This window comes from Vibrio sp. V43_P6S15P86, from assembly GCF_009904725.1.
GTDB classification, from domain to species: domain Bacteria; phylum Pseudomonadota; class Gammaproteobacteria; order Enterobacterales; family Vibrionaceae; genus Vibrio; species Vibrio diabolicus.
Genome location: NZ_WXWT01000181.1, coordinates 1 through 2,948, shown reverse-complemented (window position 1 = coordinate 2,948; position 2,948 = coordinate 1). Strand labels below are relative to the sequence as shown.

The 2,948-nt window shown below is 41.9% G+C and carries 2 protein-coding genes; one reads left to right on the top strand and one right to left on the bottom strand.

Annotated features, from left to right (window positions below; all coding sequences use genetic code 11):
- The first annotated feature begins 102 nt into the window (after positions 1 to 102).
- Positions 103 to 1,557, top strand: coding sequence for a molybdate ABC transporter ATP-binding protein ModF (gene modF, locus CAG69_RS07955; protein ID WP_161443590.1), 1,455 nt, complete (start codon positions 103 to 105; stop codon positions 1,555 to 1,557).
- Here the strand turns inward: modF and CAG69_RS07950 are convergent.
- Positions 1,545 to 2,948: EAL domain-containing protein (locus tag CAG69_RS07950; protein ID WP_161443588.1), on the bottom strand; the 1,404-nt coding region annotated here is incomplete at its 5' end. The two genes, modF and CAG69_RS07950, sit on opposite strands and share 13 nt — an antisense overlap.

Here is a 2,948-nt window from a genome sequence, read left to right as displayed (position 1 = left end):
AGATGCTGCATTGATTAAAATTAATACACAAAAGCGCTTCCTTACTGAGTTCGTAAATTGTTATAAATAAACGATTACAACGAAAACAAGGAAGACAAACATATGACTATTCGTTTTAGTCAACTTGCCGCTCAAGGGAACACGGCTCACCTATTTATTGACGATTGGAAAATAGATACTCGGCAATCTTGGGGAATATTCAGCGCGGATGGGGATATTGGAGCTCTACTTGGAGACCTTATTTGTGGTGAACTTTCACCAATAAGCGGGAAACTTGAGCTTGATGGGCTGTCCGTTGCTCAAGTGTCATTATCAGAGCAACAGCGATTACTGGAAAGAGAATTAGAAAAGGACGATACAGACTTTCTTGATCGTATCGATCAAGGTAGTACCGTTTACTCACTCATTCAGGAACGCAGTCAAGACGCTGATTTAATAGATCAACTGATTACCGACCTCGACCTAACTCACCTTAAAGACAGTGGCTTTCGTGTTCTCTCTACAGGGGAAACAAGACGAGTGATGTTAGCTCGCGCTTTAGCAACACAGCCTGATTTGTTACTGCTAGATAACCCATTTACTGGTTTAGATATTGCCCATCGAGCAGCTCTCGCTCACCATTTACACTCGCTTTCTCAAACCGTACAGTTACTGGTCACCTTCTCTCGCGAGTCTGATATGCCTGAGTGGATTGATCGCGTTGCGCTTTTCAGTGCAGGAAAGCTGGACAGTACAATGGATAAATCCAGTTGGGATAATCATCCAATCATTGGACAAATTAAATCTCAGTCCGAGCAACAGAGTGAAGAAATGATGAACTTGATACGTCAGCATCAGCACTCGACACACTTCGACAACCCAATATTTGAACTAACAAATGGGTCTGTTGAATACACTGATAAGAAAATCTTTACTGACTTAAACTGGCGAATAGACAAAGGTCAGCATTGGCAGGTCAAAGGCCCAAATGGCTGTGGGAAGAGCACCTTGCTTGGGTTAATCTTTGGTGATCATCCTCAGTGCTACAGCAATGACATTGATATTTTTGGTAAAAAGCGAGGGTCTGGCGAGACAATCTGGGAAATTAAGCAGCACATAGGCATGGTATCTTCAGCGTTACACCTTCAATACCGCGTTAACTGCAGTGCGCTAGACGTGATTTTGTCCGGTTTTTACGACTCCATAGGGTTGTATAACCAACCCACTCGTAAAGAAGTGGACATCGCAAACGAATGGCTCGACATCCTACATATGAGCCAATACCGAAAAACCTCATTCAAGCAATTAGAGTACGGTCAGCAGCGCCTGTTGTTGATTGCAAGAGCCATCGTTAAACAACCAACATTACTGATTTTGGACGAGCCATATCAAGGGTTGGATTTTCTTGGCAGGCGTTTAGTTAAGAATACACTTGAGCTCATCGCCCGAGAGAATTTAAGCCAGCTATTGTATGTATCTCATTACCAAGAAGACCGCTTGGATAGCATCAAGAATGAGCTAGAGTTTGTTTTTGATGACAATGACCAATGTTATCGGGCTAACGTTTACCAATCATAATGACTTCGCTGAGCAAGTTGATCATAAGGTAAAGGCTTGGAGTAAAAATATCCTTGATGATATCGCACTCCCATCTTTTTCAAATGGTCGGCTTGCGCCGTTGTTTCTACACCTTCAGCGATGAGTTGTACTTTTAGCTCTTCCGCAAAGTGAACAATAGCTTTTAAAACAGAAGCACTAAGGCTAGGTATACCAATAGTTTCGACAAAACATTTATCGATTTTTAGGTAATCTATACGCATGTGCTGCAGGAACGCCAGCGAGGTTTGACCGGTACCAAAATCGTCGATTAACACATCAATGCCATGTACTCGCAGCGCTTCGATGCACTTTCTGGCTTCAGCATCAATGAGTTGACGTTCTGTTATCTCTATGCCTAATGAGACGTTATTTCGACTTAACTTCCTGTCAATGAGTTGAATCTTTCTAATCGCGTTTGGCCCAACTAAGTAACCGGGCGGCACATTAATACCAAGGTGAACAGACTGATTAAAGTCTAATTTACTAAAGTCTTCTGCCGCTTTATCGAGGACGTAATCCGTGAGCAAAAAGACCAATCCACTTTGCTCCGCCGCTGGCACAAACTCATCAGGAGAAATGAACCCTTTATTCTGATGTTCCCATCGCACTAGGGCTTCAAAACCAAATAGTTGACCAGTATCGACGTTAATCTGGGGCTGGTAATACAGAGTCAACTCACCTTTCTTTATGGCTTTCTTTAAATCCAGGACCAAGCTTCGATGAGGATCGATAAATTTATTTAACGCATATAAGCAAAGGTAGATAACAAAAATGATTGGAATTGAATACAAAAAATAGGAAAGTGTTCTCTGTTTGACAAATAGATCGCTAGCTTCACTCAAAGCTTCATACTCAAACATTTGCGACGATTTGATGCCAATAGGATTACTTCCCGTTCTCAACGCTTCTTCAGGTGCAACTTGGTCATGAATAAATAAGGCAGAGCGTTTTAAGCGTAAATCGTTATTAAATCCTATCTTCGCATTAAAGTAGTCATGATCAATAATCGTCACCGCTTGATAACCGTGCTCTCCTTCGGTCACGACGAGCAAAAATTGGTCATATACGCTATCCACGTTTCCAAGTGCTAACGCTTGTCCCTCGGGAAATATAATGTGCTCGGCTAACGGCTTAGAAATTACGCCCAGTTTAGAAGAACACGTAATGATCCCATTTTTTACAATCAGCATTTCTTCGATATCTCGTTCAAACATCAAGTTTTGCTGAAGCTCTTCACAGCGTCTAGGATGCAACAAAGCCGTGCGGTTTTCGGTCTCTATTTGGAATAAAATTTCGTCTGCGATTTGAACGTTTTTTTCTAATAGATGATTGAGGTTGTTTTGCACGCTTTCACGAGCTAAATACAAGAC